A 16,563-nucleotide genomic window follows, 5' to 3' on the forward strand; every position below is an offset into this window, starting at 1 on the left:
GCCCGTCACCTCCTCGTCTCCTCCAGGAGGGGGCGGAGGAATTGCCCAGTATAGGATTCTGGCACCGCGGCGATCTGTTCCGGGGTTCCGGTGGCGACGACGGTGCCCCCGCCGGCGCCTCCTTCCGGCCCCATGTCAATAACCCAATCCGCGCATTTAATGACATCGAGATTATGCTCGATAACAATCACGGTATTGCCTTTATCCACGAGGGATTGCAGCACCAGGAGGAGTTTGCGGATATCCTCAAAATGCAGGCCCGTGGTGGGCTCATCGAGAATATAGACAGTGCGGCCACTGGAGCGGCGGTGCAATTCCGAAGCGAGCTTGACGCGCTGGGCTTCCCCACCGGAAAGCGTGGTGGCCGATTGCCCCAAACGCACGTAGCCCAGGCCCACCCGTTCCAGGGTAGTGAGATAGCGGGTGATATTCGTGATGGGATCGAAGAATTCCGCGGCCTCGTGAATAGTCATATTAAGAACTTCAGAGACGTTCTTCCCGCGGTACTTCACTTCCAGGGTTTCCCGGTTGTAGCGGGTGCCGTGGCAGACCTCGCAGGGCACATATACATCGGGAAGGAAGTTCATCTCAATTTTCACGGTGCCATCGCCCTTGCAGGCTTCGCAGCGGCCGCCCTTAACGTTAAAGGAGAAGCGCCCCGGGCCGTAGCCGCGCACCTTCGCCTCCTGGGTTTGGGCGAAGAGCTGGCGCACTTTATCCCATACCCCGGTGTAGGTGGCCGGATTTGAGCGCGGGGTGCGCCCGATAGGAGACTGGTCCACGTGCACGACCTTATCGAGTTCCCCTGCCCCGGTGACCTCCCGGTGGCGCCCCGGCACCGTATGGGCACCGTTGAGCTGGTTCGCTAAGGAGCGGTAGAGAATCTGGTTAACGAGGGTGGATTTCCCGGAGCCGGACACTCCGGTCACCGCGATAAAGGTAGAGAGGGGGAAAGAGACCTCCACGTTTTTGAGGTTATTTTCCCGGGCGCCCCGCACCGTGATTTTCCGCTGCGGATCAACGGTGCGCCGCTGCTGCGGCGTCGTTATGGCACGTTTCCCGGATAGATAGGCACCGGTCACGGATTCTTCGCACGCACTCAAACCCGCAACGTCTCCGGCGTACACAACGTGCCCCCCGAATTCTCCCGCACCCGGGCCGATATCAATAACGTAATCGGCGGTGCGAATCGTTTCTTCATCGTGTTCGACGACGATAAGGGTATTCCCCAGGTCGCGGAGCTTGACGAGGGTGCCGATGAGTTTTTCATTATCGCGCTGGTGAAGGCCAATAGAGGGTTCGTCGAGCACGTAAAGCACGCCCACCAGCCCGGAACCGATCTGGGTGGCGAGGCGGATACGCTGGGCTTCCCCGCCCGAAAGCGTGGAGGCGCCCCGCGCGAGGGTGAGATAGGACAGCCCCACATCCACGAGGAATCCCATCCGTACCTGGATTTCGCGCAGTACCTGCGCGGCGATCTGGGCTTGGCGCGCATCGAGTTCAACGGAGTCGAGGAAGGCTTTGGCATCGTCGATGGCGAGGGAGCACAGTTCGAAAATATTGAGGTTTCCGATGCGCACCGCCAGCACATCCGGCTTGAGGCGGGCACCGTGGCAGGCCGAGCAGGCAATCTCCCGCATATAGCCTTCGTAACGTTCCTTCGACCAGCTGGATTCAGTTTCCCCGTGCTTACGTTTGACGTAGCCGAGGACCCCCTCGAAGCCGGTGGCATAGGTTTTTTCCCGCCCCCAGCGATTGCGGTACTTGACGGTCACCTTGTAGTTATTGCCTTCCAGCAGGGCCTTCCGCGCTTTCTTGGGAAGGTCCTTCCAAGGGGTATCCACATCGAAGCCGAGCTCCTCCCCCAGGGCTTCCATCTGGCGGGTGAAGAAATCTTGGTGGCTCGTCCACGGGGCGATGGCGCCCTCCCGGAGAGTTTTTTCCGGATGCGGGACCACCAGATCCGGATCCACTTCCAGGGTGGAACCCAGGCCATCGCACGCCGGGCAGGCCCCGTAGGGGGCGTTAAAAGAGAAGGTGCGCGGTTCGATTTCTTCCAGGGCGAGAGCGTGCCCGTTCGGGCAGGAGCGATGCTCGGAAAAACGCCGGGAGCGTTCTTCGCCTTCGGCCGCGTCCACGAATTCCACCACCATGAGCCCGGAGGAGAGCCCGAGGGCCTGCTCCACCGAATCGGTGAGACGGCTGGTGATGCCTTCGCGCACCACCAGGCGATCAACAACGACGTCGATATTGTGGCGCAGTTTCTTATCGAGGCTGGGCGGGTTGTCCAGACGGATATCTTCGCTATCGACCCGGGCGCGGGTGTAGCCGGCCTGGGCGAGATCCGTGAACACATCCGCGTATTCACCCTTGCGGTCACGCACCACCGGGGCGAGAATCTGGAAACGGGTACCTTCCGGGTAGGTGAGGAGGGTATCCACGATTTGCTGGGCACTTTGGGCGGTGATTTTCGCGCCGCATTCCGGGCAGTACTGCACCCCGGCCCGCGCGTACAGCAAACGCAGGTAGTCATAGACTTCCGTAACCGTGCCCACCGTGGAGCGCGGGTTACGGTTGGTGGATTTCTGATCGATGGATACCGCCGGGGAGAGCCCCTCGATGAGGTCCACATCGGGTTTATCCATCTGGCCGAGGAACATGCGAGCGTAGGAGCTCAGCGATTCCACGTAGCGGCGCTGTCCTTCGGCAAAAATGGTGTCAAAAGCCAGGGAGGATTTACCGGAGCCCGAAAGCCCGGTAAAGACAACGAGTTGATCGCGGGGAATATCCACCGTGATATTACGGAGGTTATTTTCCCGCGCGCCCTGAACATGGATAACATCACTCACCCGGCCAAGCTTACACGGTTGAACACAGGTTCGATAACCGGATGGTGCAATGTTCACGCTAGGCTGGTTCCCATGGCACGTAACCGAGCACGTCTCCTCCGATACCGGCCCGATCCCCTGGTGGCCGGCATTATCCTCGCGATGATCGCCGGGCTTCTTATTCCGGCACCCAGTGCGGTCCGGGCGCACCTGGGCACGGTTTCCGACCTCGCGGTGGCCTGCGTTTTCCTGGTGTACGGGATGCGACTACGCACCCGGGACGTGCTGGCCGGGCTGCGCAATATTAAACTCCAAGGTCTGGTGTTCCTGTGCACCTACCTCATTTTCCCGCTTCTTGGTTTTGCCCTGGGCCACCTGGTGGCGCCTTTCCTGGGCCCGGCATTCGCCCTCGGTTTCCTGTACCTGGCGCTGCTGCCTTCTACCATCCAGTCCTCGGTGACGATGGTGTCCATTGCCCGTGGGAATGTGGCCGCCGCCGTCACTTCCGCTACCGTCTCCAATATTGCCGGGATTTTCCTCACCCCGCTGTTGGTGCTGCTTTTCCTGCACGTGGAGGGCGCTTCGGCCGGATCAATTAATTCGGTGCTCCTCAAGCTACTCCTCCCCTTTATTATCGGGCAGTGCCTCCAGCCCTGGGTCGGCACCTGGTTCCGGGCTCGCCCGCGGCTGGTGCGCACGGTGGATAACACCTCGATTATCCTCATCGTGCTCTCCTCCGTGCTCAATGCCACCGCGGAAGGTGCCTGGGCGGGGGTGACGCTCTGGACGATCCTCGGTCTGCTCGCCCTGTGCTGCGTGCTGCTAGCAGCCATGCTCTCCATTACCTGGTGGCTCGGGGGCCTGGCTCGTATGTCCGTGGAGGATCGCATCGTGGTGCTCATGTGCGGTTCGAAGAAATCATTAGCAACGGGGCTCCCGATGGCCAAGGCACTGTTCTCCCCGGCCACGGTCGCCCCGCTGTCCGTCCCGGTGGTTATTTTCCACCAGTTACAAATTTTTGTGTGCGCGATTCTGGCTCGCCGCCTGGCCCGGCGCAGCGCCGATTAGTGCGGCGCCGCAGCAATGAGCCCGGTTCCACGCCGATGACCCCACTAGCCCGGCTGGTGCCTGAAGCGCCTCGCGCTACTGGCACGCATCACCTTAGTTAGCGCCGCCGCCAGCTGCGCCGTCGTCGTCGTTCTTCTCCTTACGCGCGAGAGAACGCGAGCGAAGCAGGGACGCCACCACCGTCACCACAATAATGACCACGATGACGAGCAGCGAGCTCAGCGGCGTGAACTCGAAGAAGCCGGTGGCAATATCGTAATGGTGCAGGGCTTCGAAAATGAGTTTGAAGCCGATGAAGGCGAGGATCGCGGCCAGGCCGAAGTGCAGGTACACGAGGCGTTCGAGCAGGCCGTCGACCAGGAAGAACATCTGGCGCAGGCCCATGAGCGCGAAGGCGTTCGCCGCGAAAATAATGAAGGGTTCGGTGGTGAAACCGAAGGAGGCCGGGATGGAATCGAGGGCGAACATGAGGTCGATCCCGCCGATGGCGATAATGCACAGCAGTAGCGGGGTGATATAGCGCTTGCCGCCGCGCTTCACGATGTAGTGGTCACCGTGGTAATCCTCGGCCACCGGGAGGGTGCGGCGTGCCAGGCGCACGAAGAAGTTATCGGCTTCTTCGCCCGTCGGTTCGCTTTCCGAGAGCCCCTCTTTGACCTGCGAGAATGCGGTCCACAGCAGGAAGGCACCGAAGAGGAAGAAGGACCAGGCCAGGGATTCCACAATAACTTTGCCCAGCACGATGAAAATGAAGCGCAGGCACAGCGCAATAACAATGCCCCAGAACAGCACTTTTTGCTGGAGGGCACGGGGCACCGCGAAGGAACCCATAATAATAATGAAGACGAAAATATTATCGACGGAAAGTGAATATTCCACGCCCCAGACGCTGAAGAATTGCAACCCGAAGGTATCCCCGTGGCGCCACCACAGGTATCCGCCCAGGCAGACGGCCAGGAAAATGTAGAACAGCAGGAAGCCGGCCGATTCTTTCATGCTGGGTTCGTGTGGTTTGCGCACGTGGGACAGCAGATCAAAGGCGAAAATACCGATAACGACGACGAAAAGCAGAATCCACTCGGCCACATCGACCGACATCTGCTCGGGCGTGCTCGTCAACGGCAGCACACCCGTGGCGTATGAAAGCATAAATACCCTCCGGATGGAATGACCGGAGGTCTCTTCCCACCCGCCGGGCGCGCGGCCGCGGCAGGTCTCCGATCCGGACGACCCGGGTGGGTCTCGTGCTGACGAATCGGTGGTTGATGGGAATACTCCCCTCCACGAGTGCACACTTTACACGATGGGGAGCGGCGCCGAGCCGCGTTTCATATGTGGTTTGCGTACCGTGCGTGGTGCGCGCTCGTGGGCGTGCTCCCGTGCAGCCGTTTTATTTCTGGGCCTGCTGGGAATGCCACAGCTCGCTTTTCAGATCCTTGATCTCATCGCGGTAGCGCGCCGCGAGTTCAAATTGGAGCTGTTCGGCGGCCGCGTGCATCTGCGCGGTGAGCTCGGTAATGAGTTCGCGCAGCTCTTTCCCGCCCTGCGCGCGGGCAATTTCCGCTTCCGAAGCGCGGGCCCGCGCATGCGCGGGTTCCTGGCGATACCCGCCGGCGAGCAACTGTTCGGTATCCACATCCTCGCGGGCCAGCATATCGGTCACATCCGCGATGCGTTTGCGCAGCGGCTGCGGATCAATACCGTGTTCGCGGTTGTAGGCGAGCTGCTTCTCCCGGCGCCGATTCGTTTCATCAATAGCCTGCTGCATATTCGGGGTGATGCTATCCCCGTACATATGCACTTCCCCGGAAACATTACGGGCCGCGCGCCCGATGGTCTGAATAAGCGAGGTGGTGGACCGCAAAAAGCCCTGCTTATCGGCATCGAGAATCGCCACGAGCGATACTTCCGGAAGATCCAGGCCCTCGCGCAGCAGGTTAATACCCACGAGCACATCGAATTTCCCGAGCCGCAGCTCCCGCAGCAGCTCCACGCGGCGCAGGGTATCCACATCCGAATGCAAGTACTCGACCCGCACCCCGCGATCCGCCAGGTACGCGGTAAGATCCTCAGCCATTTTCTTCGTCAGCGTGGTGACGAGCACCCGTTCATCGCGTTCGGCCCGCACCCGCACTTCCTCGAGTAGATCATCGATCTGCCCTTCGGTGGGCTTGACTTTAATAAGGGGATCGACCAAACCGGTGGGTCGAATAATTTGTTCGACGACGCCGTCCGCTTGGCCAAGTTCATATTTGCCAGGCGTCGCGGATAGATACACGGTTTGGCCGATGCGATCAAGGAATTCCTCCCATTTGAGGGGGCGGTTATCCATGGCGGAGGGCAGCCGAAAACCGTATTCCACCAGGGTACGTTTGCGCGACATATCCCCTTCGTACATGGCCCCAATCTGGGGAACAGTCACGTGGGATTCATCGAGAATGAGGAGGAAATCATCGGGGAAATAATCGAGGAGGGTATTCGGGGCAGTTCCCGGGCCACGCCCGTCAATATGCCGCGAATAGTTTTCAATACCGGAAGTTGTTCCAATATTGCGCATCATCTCGATATCGTAGCTGGTGCGCATTTCCAGGCGCTGAGCCTCGAGGAGCTTGTTATGGGCGCGCAGATACTCCAGGCGTTCAGCCAGTTCTTCCTCAATGGAGCGGATAGCGCGTTCCATGCGCTCGGGGCCGGCCACGTAGTGGGAGGCCGGGAACACGTGCGCGGTATCGGTGCGTTGGATAACATCCCCGGTGAGCGGGTGGAGGAGGGAAATTCCATCAATCTCATCACCGAAGAATTCAATGCGGATAGCCAGCTCTTCGTACACGGGGATAATCTCCACGGTATCGCCCCGCACCCGGAAGGTGCCGCGGGTGAAAGCAATATCGTTGCGGGTGTACTGCATGGACACGAAGGTGCGAAGTAGCTCATCGCGGTCCAGTTGCTGGCCCACGTGGAGTTGCACCATGCGATCAACGTATTCCTGCGGGGTGCCCAGGCCGTAAATGCAGGAAACGGATGCCACCACCACGGTGTCGCGCCGGGTGAGGAGCGAATTGGTAGCCGAATGGCGCAGGCGCTCTACCTCATCGTTAATGGAGGAATCTTTTTCGATAAAGGTATCGGTTTGGGGAACGTAGGCTTCCGGCTGGTAGTAATCGTAATAGGAAACGAAGTATTCCACCGCGTTATTGGGCATGAGTTCGCGGAATTCCGCCGCCATTTGCGCAGCCAGGGTTTTATTCGGCTCCATAATGAGGGTGGGGCGCTGCACCTGTTCAATAAGCCAGGCGGTGGTGGCGGATTTTCCGGTACCGGTGGCTCCCAGCAGCACCACGTCCTTTTCACCGTCGTTAATGCGGCGGGTGAGTTCGGCAATCGCGGCGGGCTGATCACCCGAGGGGCGGTACTCGGAAATTACTTCAAAAGGCTTATCGCTGCGCACAATCTCAGAATCAAGAGCCATAGTGGCGAGCTTACTAGCCCGGTCCCGGATTGCGGTATGAAATACGCCAGTGGCCGGATAACGGCCCGAAGAAATTCGGGGCGTTATCCGGCCACTGGGCGCCGTCGTCGTAACAAACGGCTATCGGCTGCTTTCAGCTACGTTTTCTCGCTGCTGGGCGAACGTAGCAACCGAGAAAACTTAGCCGCCGCCGGGACAACTTAGCCGAGCTGCTCAACCGTGGCGTGCAGGGTGAGCGTGGCGCTCTCCCCCGGCGCGAGCTGCGGGGCGCCTTCGCGCACCCGAGTCGCTTCCACGCACACAAAATGCTTCCAGGCATCATCGGGCATATCCGCATTCGCGGCCGAGCCCTTCGTGCCCGGGTTCCACACCACGGACTTATCGGATTCTTCCGAGCTCAAGGTGATCTTACGGTTCCCACCCGCGTCCACGAGCACGATATCGCCCGCGAAGGGGTAGAAACGATCCACGGTCTGGCCTTCGAGTGCCTCAAAGGGCCCGGCCGGGAGCTGCGCGTTATCGGCGAGGCGATCAATACCGCCCTCTTCGATACCTTCGATGCGAAGCGCTTGGGCATCCACCGCCCAGTAGGCGTGGAGAGCCAGCTCCGGGGCAATGTTTTCCGTGCCGGTATTGGTGGCGCTCAGCCGTACCCAGAAATCGCTGCCCAGGTGCACGGTGTAGGCGAGCTGGAGGGAATCGCCCAGCTCTCCGCCCAGGGCACTGCCCGCGAGGGTGAAGGTCACTTCCACCGCGGTGGAATCCCCACTCACGGATTCGAGGGTCCAATCCTGGATGCGGGCCCAGCCGTGCAGGCCGTTATCCGAGGGGCCGAACCACGGGGCTACCACCGGGATACCACCCCGGATAGGAGTGCCCTGCGTGAGGCCGGATAGTTCGCTCATGTAGAGGACGTCCTCGAAGCCAGCCGGTTTCCAGGAGGCAACGTGGGCGCCGTAGGGGAAAACGGTACCGGATACGGTATCGGTGTTAATCTCCAGCGCGCTCAGGTCCCCACGGGTGACGAGGCTGACGCCGGCGATATTCTGCTCGGCAAAGGGAATGCTCTGCGTCATGTGTACTCCTTGTTTTTCTTTATGTGTGCGATGCGGGCGACCATACCGGCCGCCCGCACCTTCTTGCTCATGCCTTAGCCGAAGAACGGCGAGAGGCACATTACGTACGCCAGTGAGACCAGCGAACCGGAGGCGAGCAGGCCGCCCCACGTCTTCAGGGTGTCCTTGATGGACAGATCGAAGTATTCCTTGAAGAGCCAGAAGGACGCGTCATTAATATGCGTCATGAAGTTGGAGCCCGCGGCGGTGGCGAGCACGAGGAGCGTGGGATCCACGCCCGCCTGCATCACGCCGGTCACCGGGTCCATAACAGCCGCACCAATAATGGAGGCGGCGGTCATCGCGGAGACCACGCCCTGGCCGGTCGCCAGGCGGATAAGAACGGTGATGAACCACGCCATGATGTAGGGCGAAACCGCACCCGCGCTCATGAAGCCGCCAATGTAATCGCCGATACCGGAGTCGATAACAACCTGCTTGAAGGCGCCACCGGCACCAATAATCATGACAACGCCGGCAATAATGGAGACGGCCTTATTGAACTTATCCATGACCCATTCACCCTTGTGCCCGCGCTGAATACCGAAGAGCAGCATGGCGAGCACCAGCGCCACGGACATGGCAACCGGAGAAGAGCCGAAGAAGTTGAGCCACTGGCCCAGCGTCGATTTCGGATCCACCCAGATATTGGCGATGGTCACCGAGATCATAATGATGGCCGGGCTGAGCGGCACGATAAGCGAAACGAAGAAGGACGGCGGGTTAACCGCGGCTTCCTTATCGTTGTCATCACCGGACATGAACTTCGGCACCGGGCGCTCGAGGTTACCGAGAATCTTGGGCAGCAGCACGCCACCCACGATGACCCAGAGGATGGCCATGGGAATACCGAGGAGGTACACCATGCCGGCATCGGCCTTGTACTGTTCGATGAGCGCAACCGGACCGGGCTGCGGCGGGAAGATGGAGTGAGCAACCGTGGTGGCGCAGACGGCCGGAATGGCCAGGCGCAGCCACGGCACCTTTGCTTCCTGAGCAATAGAAATAACGAGCGGCGCAATCATGAGGAAGGCAACTTCGTAGAACATCGCCAGGCCGAAAATAAGACCGATGATGATGACGGCGATACGCACGAAGCGCAGTCCGAAGCGGCGGATGAGCCCCGATGCCAGCACGTGAGACGCACCGGAGTCCACCATGAGGCGGCCGATAACTGCACCGAAAACAACGATAATGGCGAGCGAACCCAGCGTAGAACCAAAACCGGTGGTGACGGTCTTGAGAGTATCCATCGGGCCCATGCCGTTGCACAGCGCCACCACCACGGCGGCGAGCAACAGCGCGAGCATCGAATTCACCTTGAACACGATGTTGAGCACGAGCATCAACGCAATGCCCACGAGCAGCCAAACAATTGGCATAGCTTTTTAACCTCTCAAATTTTAGGCCCCATCGCCGCGCATCGTTGCTTCGTGGCGACGAGACGTACCATATAGCGAAACGGTCATTTCACTATCTGTAAATGGTACTCCCTCTTACGCTGAGAGTAAACACGGTACCGGTCACCTTTTTACTTGCGTTTCTTTTGATTCTTTTACGACGACGCCGGCGCCTGCGGCGCCGCCAGCCAGCTCTCCGCACACTGGGTAACGAGGTTCTCGAGCTCCGCGCGGCTTCCCGCATTCCAGATCCAGATATGGGCCAGGGCCCGGCGGGCCTCATCATCTACCTGGTTGCGCATCCTGGCCTGGGCATCAGCTCGGCTCATCCCCCGGTCCCGCAGGTGCTCGATTCGTTGTTCTTCCGGGGCCGCCACAATAATGACGCAATCGACTTCGCGGTCAGCGCGGGTTTCTACCAGGAGCGGCACATCGTAGACCGCCAGTTGGCCGGGGGCGGCACTGGCGAGGATATCCCGAGCCCGCGCGATGATAGCGGGATGGGTGAGGGCTTCGAGCCGGTGGCGGGCGGCCGGGTTCGTGAAGATATGTGCGGCGAGGGCGGCCCGGTTGAGAGCGCCGTCGTCGTTTAAAATATCCGGACCGAATGCGGCGGTGAGCTGCGCGAGGACGGGACTACCCGGGGCGGTGATCTCGCGGGCAAGGGCGTCGGCGTCGGCGATGATTGCGCCGCGGTCGCGTAAGACGTGGGTAACCGTGGATTTGCCGGCGCCGATGCCGCCGGATACCGCGACCCGCAGGGCGCGGCCCCGCGGGTAGGTGAAGGGGCGCAGGAGTTGTGCGCTGGCTCCCCCGATTGTTAGTGCGTTCACCATTTCAGCTTAACAATGCGCCCGGGAGAAAGAAAACGCCGCCGGCGCTCCCCCGAAGAGGTGCGCCGGCGGCGGTACAAGGTATTTACCCGCGGTAGCGTGCTGCTATGCGCTATAGCCTGGACGTTCCCCGGCTACGCGCGGGAGCTTAGCTGCTACCCGCGGAAACGCGAACCTTAGTTGTTGGTCAGCTTCTCACGCAGAGCGGCGAGAGCTTCATCAGCATCCGAGTCGAGCGAGCCGCTCGGTTCGGAGGTGGAGCTGTAGCTGGCCGGGATATCCGCGGCCGGTTCGGCAGCGGCAGCAGCCTGGGCACCGGCAGCAGCATCGGCTTCGATCGCGGCAGCGACCTGGGCCTTGTGCGCTTCCCAACGAGCCTGGGCCTGGGCGTATTCGTTCTCCCATGCCTCGCGCTGAGCTTCGTAACCCTCGAGCCATTCGTTCGATTCGGGATCGAAGCCTTCGGGGTACTTGTAATTGCCGTTTTCGTCGTAATCAGCGGCCATGCCGTAGAGCGAGGGATCGAAGTCCTGGGAGTTCGGATCCACGCCTTCGTTCGCCTGCTTGAGGGAGAGTGAAATGCGGCGGCGGTCCAGATCGATATCGATGACCTTGACGAAGACGTCGTCGCCCACCTTGACAACCTCTTCCGGGGTGTCGATGTGGCGGGAAGCCAGTTCGGAGATGTGGACGAGGCCTTCGATGCCGTCCTCCACGCGCACGAAAGCGCCGAAGGGAACGAGCTTGGTCACGCGACCCGGAACGATCTGGCCGATCGCGTGGGTGCGGGCGAAGGACTGCCAGGGATCTTCCTGGGTGGCCTTGAGGGAGAGCGAGACACGCTCGCGGTCCATATCAACATCGAGAACTTCGACGGTGACGGGCTGGCCCACTTCGACAACCTCGGACGGGTGGTCGATGTGCTTCCAGGACAGTTCGGAGACGTGAACGAGGCCGTCCACACCGCCGAGGTCCACGAAGGCACCGAAGTTGACGATGGAGGAGACGAAGCCTTCGCGCACCTGGCCCTTCTGGAGCTGGTGCAGGAATTCGCCACGGGCCTGGGACTGGGATGCTTCCAGCCAAGCGCGGCGGGAAAGAACCACGTTGTTGCGGTTCTTATCAAGTTCGATGATCTTCGCTTCGAGTTCGCGGCCGATGTAGGGCTGCAGATCGCGCACGCGGCGCATTTCAACGAGCGAAGCGGGCAGGAAGCCACGCAGCCCGATATCAACAATCAGGCCGCCCTTGACGACTTCGATGACGGTACCGGTCACGACACCATCAGCTTCCTTGATCTTCTCGATTTCAGCCCAGGCGCGTTCGTACTGCGCGCGCTTCTTCGAGAGGAGGAGGCGGCCTTCCTTGTCTTCCTTCTGGAGGACGAGGGCTTCTACCTGGTCGCCAATTTCCACGACATCATCGGGATTAACATCGTGCTTGATCGAAAGTTCCTTGGAGGGAATAACACCCTCGGTTTTGTAGCCAATGTCGAGCAACACTTCGTCATGGTCGACCTTGACAACGGTTCCTTCGACGAGGTCACCATCGTTAAAGTACTTGATCGTCTTATCGACGGCGGCAATAAGTTCTTCCTCGGAGCCGATATCGTTGACGGCAATCTCGGGGAGAGTCGAAGACTCGGGGGTGGTATTAGTCATTAACTGATAACTTCCGGACACTATTGTGAATATTTGCTTGGGACCGATGGATATCGGCCAGTGTGGCGGGTGCTCACACCAGTTCTCCATACTACGCGGAAAAGCTTGGCTAGTGCAAGGTATCCGGGCTGAAATCGGAGTGGCGTGAGCCCCGTTCTCACGGGGCGTTGCGGGCGGTTCAGCGAGCCTGCAGGGAAGCTGTTGTGGCCCGTTCGCGTGAACCGCTGTCAACCGTTCTAGTGGGCTGCCTCACGCCAATTGGGGCCGTAGCCCACCCCGACGGAGAGGGGTACCCGCAGCTGGGCAGCCCCGGCCATTTCCCGGCGCACAATCTCCTCCGCGGCCTCGTGCTCGCCGGGCGCTACTTCCAGCACCAGTTCGTCATGAACCTGGAGGAGGACCCGGCTGCGCAACCCGGCTTCCCGCAGGGCTTCCACCACCGCCACCATGGCGATCTTGATAATATCCGCGGCGCTGCCCTGGATAGGCGCATTGAGGGCCATCCGCTCGGATGCTTCGCGCAGCTGGCGGTTCGTGGAGCGCAGTTCCGGCAGGTAGCGCCGCCGCCCCAGCAGGGTTTGGGTATAGCCATCTTCGCGGGCTTTCACCACGAGGGAATCGAGGTAATCACGTACTTTCCCGAAGCGCGCAAAATAGGTGTCCATGAGCTCTTGGGCATCGTGGGCAGAAATATGGAGCTGGCGGGAAAGCCCGTAGGCGGAGAGCCCGTAGGCCAGGCCGTAGCTCATCGCTTTAATGCGGGAGCGCTGCTGGCTACTCACCTCGTTTTCGGGAATCCCGAAGACGAGGGAGGCCACCGAAGAATGCAGGTCTTCGCCTTCATTAAAGGCGGTGATAAGAGCTTCATCACCGGAAAGCGAGGCCATAATCCGCATTTCAATCTGGGAGTAATCCGCGGTCATAAGTGCCGCATAGCCCTCCGAGGGGATAAAGGCGGAGCGGATTTGAAGTCCTTCGGACGTACGCGCGTGAATATTTTGGAGATTCGGATCCGTGGAGGAGAGTCGCCCGGTGGCGGCCACCGCCTGCTGGTAGGTGGTGTGGATTTTTCCATCCGCCCGGGTATTGCGCTGCAAGCCTTCCACGGATTGCCGCAATTTAATGGCGTCGCGATGCTCGAGGAGCGCCCCGAGGAATTGGGTTCCGGCCACCGCCTTATCATCTTCCCGGGGTGCGATACGCACGGCAAGATCGGCCAGCGCCTCCGCATTCGTGGTGTACCCGGATCTGGTTTTCCGGGTGGTGGGCAAGCCCAATTCGTCGAACAGCACCCCCTGGAGCTGCTTGGGGCTGGAAAGATTCACCTTGTGGCCAATGGCATCATAGGCAAGGCGCGCCGCGGCTTCCACCCGCCCGTCAAAATCCTTCCGCAGTTTTTCAAGGTAGGGAGCGTCCACCGCAATCCCGGTATCCTCCATGCGCGCGAGGGTGCGCGCCACATCCATTTCCAGGTCGAGGAGGGCGCCATCTTCCCCGCGCTGCGTCAATTCCCCGAGTAATTTCTCAGACAGTGGGCCAAGGAGCGCAGCGCGTGCCGCCAACGGGTCAGCCTGCCCGTCCAGCCCAGGCAGCACTCCCCCGTCCCCCAAATCAACGCCGAGGTGGCGCAGCGCCAGGTCACCGAGGTCATAGCTGCGCTGATCGGGATAGAGAAGGTAGGCACACAGTACGGTATCCCGTACGACGCCGCGCAATTCGGCACCCTGCCCGCGTACCCGATGCCAGGCTTCTTTGGCGCCGTGCACCACTTTCGGGGCATCCGATTCCAGCCAGGCCCGCACCTGGGCGGTGTCCTCCTCGTTCATGGTGTGAGTATCGAGAAGCAGGGCCGCGTGGGGCGTGCCAATCGCCATTGCCTCCACGCGCCCCGCACCCGGGCTGGCCGGCCCGGCGATGTCGAGGCCATAGAACGGGGCGTCGGCGTGCTGGTCAAGCCATGCGCGTACCCCGGAGGTGGTAATTTCCAGGCCGGCGAGGGTGAAGCCGGCTGGAGCATCGGATTCAGGTGCGCCGTCGCGCGAAGGTAATTCGGTGAGGACACGCCCACGCAAGGTATCGAAATCGAGGGTATCGAAGAGTTCGTGCAGTGCTTCCCGCTCCACTCCGCGCGGGCGGAATTCCTCGAGGTTCTCCCCTATGGGAAGGTCACGCACGAGGGTGTTGAGGGAGCGATTCTGGCGGACCTGGTCCAGGTGCTCGCGCAGGGAGGCCCCCACTTTTCCACCGATGTCGTCAGCGCGGGCGAGGATGGAGTCGAGATCACCGTAATTCGCGAGCCATTTCGCCGCGGTTTTCGGGCCGACCCCGGGCACGCCGGGAATATTATCGGCGCCCTCCCCCACAAGGGCGGCCAGGTCAGCGTACCGTTCCGGGCGTACCCCGGTTTTCTTTTCGATACCTGCCGGGTCGAGGACCTGCATGGTCGAGCGCGGCATGGGATACAGCACTGTGGTGTGCTCATCAACGAGCTGGTAGGAGTCTTTATCACCGGAGGCGATATACACATCCGCGCCGTGTTCTACCGCCCGGCGTGAGAGGGTGGCGATAATATCGTCGGCTTCGTAATCTTCGTAGGTGAGCCAGCTGATTCCGCACACATCAAGGACGCTTTTAATAACATCAATTTGCCCGGCGAATTCCACCGGGGTGGGGGCCCGGCCCGCTTTGTAATCGGGATAGACGCGGGTGCGGAAAGTTCCTCCCGGCAGGTCAAAGGCCACGGCGATGTAATCGGGGTGATAGTCGCCAATGATTTTCAGGAGGGTGGAAAGGAACCCGTAAACGGCGTTGGTGTACTGCCCGCGATCAGTGAGGAAGTTCTCCGCCCGCAGGGCGTAGAAGGCGCGGAACGCCATAGAATGGCCATCAACAAGAAGGAATTTTTCGTCACTCACCCCTCTAGCCTACGCGAGATAGCAAACAGGCGCCCACCGGATTTCCGGCGAGCGCCTGCTGGCTGAAAGCGTGTTCGGGTTCCGCAGCGCGTATGCGCGGTTCCTACTGCGGGTTCCGCAACGCGTGTGCGCCGTTCCCGCTACGAGTTCGGCGGGTGCGCGATGCGGGGGCGCAAGCTTAGTTCTTCCCGCCTACCTGTTCGATAACGGCATCGGCAACTTCACGCATGGTCAGGCGCCGATCCATGGACGTCTTTTGAATCCAGCGGAAAGCTTCCGGTTCGGTCAGACCCATCTGCGATTCCAGCAGCCCCTTGGCCCGATCCACCCGCTTGCGAGTTTCAAATTGTTCGGCCATGGTAGAGACTTCGTTTTCCAGGGCTTCGATTTCCTGGTTGCGCGAAACCGCGATTTCCACCGCCGGGATGAGATCAGCGGGCGTGAAGGGCTTGACCACATAGGCCATGGCGCCGGCATCGCGGGCACGTTCCACCAGGTCACGCTGCGAGTAGGCGGTGAGCATCACAATGGCGACGCGGTGTTCTTCCAGGATGCGGTCCGCGGCGGTGATGCCGTCCATACCAGGCATCTTCACATCCATGACAATAAGATCCGGTTCGAGTTCACCGGCCAGTTCGATAGCGGATTCGCCATCGCCAGCTTCCCCGACAACCTCATACCCGGCATCTTCCAGTGTTTCAACGATATCGAGGCGAATGAGAGTTTCGTCTTCAACGACAAGAACCCGAATGGCTTCTTTGTTCTCCGCGGATTGCCCCGCTGTGCCCTTGGCCATCATGACCCCTTCGACCGGCATGCCGGATAGATTGAACCAAATTTACTGCGTGCGATGTTGCACCTGCATCCACACCGAAGTGTTCTCTGACCCTTGAGAGATTGATGACCGGCAACGGGAATTCACGCGCCCCTTACCATGCTGTCAGACCACGCGGTGCAGAGCAAACACCGGGCCAGAGATTCCCAGCTAACTTCAAGGTTATTGCCTTCAAGCTTATCGCCGCGGTGCTCCCGGAGGGACTCGAACCCTCACGCCTTGCGGCGCTGCATTTTGAGTGCAGTGTGTCTACCAATTCCACCACAGGAGCTTGTGCATCTGCCGATACTACCAGCGGGAGAGCCCGGATCGCCCGGATCACCGCGGGTTATTGTGCAAACGCAGAGAATATTTCACCATACCCGCCACCAAATTTCAAATGGGGCGACGCGGAGGCGATTGGAACTGCGGTGGGTGCCCACCCGGATTGATCCGAGCG

10 protein-coding genes and 1 tRNA gene are annotated in these 16,563 nt (G+C 60.5%); 1 reads left to right on the forward strand and 10 read right to left on the reverse strand.

The genetic code is table 11. From position 1 onward, the window contains the following. Positions 1-5 precede the first annotated feature (5 nt). Positions 6-2,849, reverse strand: coding sequence for an excinuclease ABC subunit UvrA (gene uvrA / locus ACRQHG_RS02175; protein ID WP_435713347.1), 2,844 nt, complete (start codon positions 2,847-2,849; stop codon positions 6-8). A gap of 72 nt (positions 2,850-2,921) precedes the next feature. Here uvrA and ACRQHG_RS02180 point away from each other — a divergent pair, with 72 nt between their 5' ends. After that, the gene (locus ACRQHG_RS02180) at positions 2,922-3,896 is read left to right on the forward strand and encodes a bile acid:sodium symporter family protein (RefSeq protein WP_435713348.1); all 975 of its coding nucleotides are present in this window, start codon (positions 2,922-2,924) and stop codon (positions 3,894-3,896) included. A gap of 93 nt (positions 3,897-3,989) precedes the next feature. Here the strand turns inward: ACRQHG_RS02180 and ACRQHG_RS02185 are convergent, their stop codons facing one another. The 9 genes from ACRQHG_RS02185 to ACRQHG_RS02225 form a co-directional block, all read right to left on the reverse strand. Beyond that, positions 3,990-5,045, reverse strand: coding sequence for a TerC/Alx family metal homeostasis membrane protein (locus tag ACRQHG_RS02185; protein WP_435719383.1), 1,056 nt, complete (start codon positions 5,043-5,045; stop codon positions 3,990-3,992). Between the two features lie 241 nt (positions 5,046-5,286). Continuing rightward, positions 5,287-7,365, reverse strand: coding sequence for an excinuclease ABC subunit UvrB (gene uvrB / locus ACRQHG_RS02190; protein ID WP_087070764.1), 2,079 nt, complete (start codon positions 7,363-7,365; stop codon positions 5,287-5,289). A gap of 200 nt (positions 7,366-7,565) precedes the next feature. Then, complete coding sequence (locus tag ACRQHG_RS02195; RefSeq protein WP_435713350.1) at positions 7,566-8,441, reverse strand: D-hexose-6-phosphate mutarotase; 876 nt, start codon at positions 8,439-8,441, stop codon at positions 7,566-7,568. A gap of 74 nt (positions 8,442-8,515) precedes the next feature. Beyond that, positions 8,516-9,862 carry a gluconate:H+ symporter gene (locus ACRQHG_RS02200; protein WP_435719384.1) on the reverse strand — a complete coding sequence of 449 codons (1,347 nt, stop codon included), beginning with the start codon at positions 9,860-9,862 and terminating at the stop codon, positions 8,516-8,518. Positions 9,863-10,035: 173 nt separating this feature from the next. Next, entirely contained in the window at positions 10,036-10,716 is a 681-nt protein-coding gene (coaE, locus tag ACRQHG_RS02205) for a dephospho-CoA kinase (RefSeq protein ID WP_435719385.1), read from the reverse strand. Positions 10,717-10,889: 173 nt separating this feature from the next. Then, positions 10,890-12,374: a 30S ribosomal protein S1 gene (gene rpsA / locus ACRQHG_RS02210; RefSeq protein ID WP_026429322.1), complete on the reverse strand. Its 1,485-nt coding sequence runs from the start codon at positions 12,372-12,374 to the stop codon at positions 10,890-10,892. 236 nt (positions 12,375-12,610) lie between these two features. Beyond that, positions 12,611-15,289 (reverse strand): DNA polymerase I, encoded by a 2,679-nt coding sequence (gene polA / locus ACRQHG_RS02215; RefSeq protein ID WP_435713354.1) that lies wholly within the window; start codon positions 15,287-15,289, stop codon positions 12,611-12,613. Between the two features lie 178 nt (positions 15,290-15,467). Then, positions 15,468-16,085, reverse strand: coding sequence for an ANTAR domain-containing response regulator (locus tag ACRQHG_RS02220; protein ID WP_096334970.1), 618 nt, complete (start codon positions 16,083-16,085; stop codon positions 15,468-15,470). Positions 16,086-16,313: 228 nt separating this feature from the next. Beyond that, a tRNA-Leu gene (locus ACRQHG_RS02225) sits at positions 16,314-16,395 on the reverse strand. Positions 16,396-16,563 lie beyond the last annotated feature (168 nt).

Origin of the sequence: Actinotignum vesiculae (assembly GCF_051267215.1) — a bacterium.
GTDB classification, from domain to species: Bacteria; Actinomycetota; Actinomycetes; order Actinomycetales; family Actinomycetaceae; genus Actinotignum; species Actinotignum schaalii.

Bases quoted from the DNA above. Each gene is read 5' to 3' on its own strand.
- ACRQHG_RS02220 (WP_096334970.1), bottom strand. From the start codon at position 16,085: ATGGCCAAGGGCACAGCGGGGCAATCCGCGGAGAACAAAGAAGCCATT.
- ACRQHG_RS02185 (WP_435719383.1), bottom strand. From the start codon at position 5,045: ATGCTTTCATACGCCACGGGTGTGCTGCCGTTGACGAGCACGCCCGAG.
- coaE (WP_435719385.1), bottom strand. From the start codon at position 10,716: ATGGTGAACGCACTAACAATCGGGGGAGCCAGCGCACAACTCCTGCGC.
- ACRQHG_RS02180 (WP_435713348.1), top strand. From the start codon at position 2,922: ATGGCACGTAACCGAGCACGTCTCCTCCGATACCGGCCCGATCCCCTG.
- ACRQHG_RS02200 (WP_435719384.1), bottom strand. From the start codon at position 9,862: ATGCCAATTGTTTGGCTGCTCGTGGGCATTGCGTTGATGCTCGTGCTC.
- ACRQHG_RS02195 (WP_435713350.1), bottom strand. From the start codon at position 8,441: ATGACGCAGAGCATTCCCTTTGCCGAGCAGAATATCGCCGGCGTCAGC.
- uvrB (WP_087070764.1), bottom strand. From the start codon at position 7,365: ATGGCTCTTGATTCTGAGATTGTGCGCAGCGATAAGCCTTTTGAAGTA.
- rpsA (WP_026429322.1), bottom strand. From the start codon at position 12,374: ATGACTAATACCACCCCCGAGTCTTCGACTCTCCCCGAGATTGCCGTC.